Annotated in this window: 1 protein-coding gene and 1 pseudogene; both read left to right on the top strand. The window is 68.1% G+C overall.

Annotated elements, in window-relative coordinates:
* Positions 1-324: pseudogene (locus ACI3KW_RS23155) on the top strand (pyridoxal 5'-phosphate synthase lyase subunit PdxS); the annotation flags it as partial.
* A 13-nt stretch (positions 325-337) separates the two neighbouring features.
* On the top strand, positions 338-796 hold a 459-nt coding region (gene pdxT / locus ACI3KW_RS23150), incomplete at its 3' end, for a pyridoxal 5'-phosphate synthase glutaminase subunit PdxT (protein WP_404850046.1).

Raw genomic sequence — 796 nt, 5'->3', positions numbered from 1 at the left:
GAGCTGCAGGCCCCCTACGACCTGGTGCGCGAGGTCGCCGAGACCGGAGCCCTTCCGGTGGTGATGTTCGTCGCCGGCGGCGTGGCGACGCCCGCGGATGCCGCGATGATGATGCAACTCGGCGCGGACGGTGTCTTTGTCGGCTCCGGCATCTTCAAGTCGGGCAACCCTGCAGCGCGCGCCGCCGCGATCGTGAAGGCGACCACGTCGTTCGAGGACGCGGCACTCATCGCTCAGGTCTCTCGTGGTCTCGGCGAGGCGATGGTCGGCATCAATGTCGCCGATGTGCCGGCTCCGCATCGCCTGGCCCAGCGCGGCTGGTGAACCGGACAGCTCGATGACCACCATCGGCGTGCTGGCCCTGCAGGGAGGCGTTCGCGAACACGCGGCGATGCTGCAGGGCCTCGGCGCGGATGTTCGGCTGGTGAAGAAGGTCGAGGACCTCGAGGGTATCGACGGGCTCGTCTTGCCTGGCGGTGAGTCGAGTGTGATCGATCGGCTCTCCCGGTCGTTCGGGTTGGCCGATCCGCTTCGTGATGCCATTGCAGCGGGGCTTCCTGTCCTCGGAACCTGTGCGGGGCTGATCCTGCTGGCCGAGCGTCTGGAGAATCCCGCGCCGGGACAGCAGACGTTCGGGGGACTGGACGTCACCGTGCGTCGGAACGCATTCGGCTCGCAGCGCGATTCCTTCGACGCGGCGATTGCCGTCTCGGGGATCGCGGGAGAGATCGACGTGTCGTTCATCCGCGCGCCGATCGTGGTGTCGCACGGCCCAGGAGTCGACGTGATCGCGCGC

Origin of the sequence: Devosia sp. ZW T5_3 (assembly GCF_044987315.1) — a bacterium.
Taxonomy (GTDB): domain Bacteria; phylum Pseudomonadota; class Alphaproteobacteria; order Rhizobiales; family Devosiaceae; genus Devosia.
This window is presented reverse-complemented; position numbering and strand designations above follow the sequence as displayed.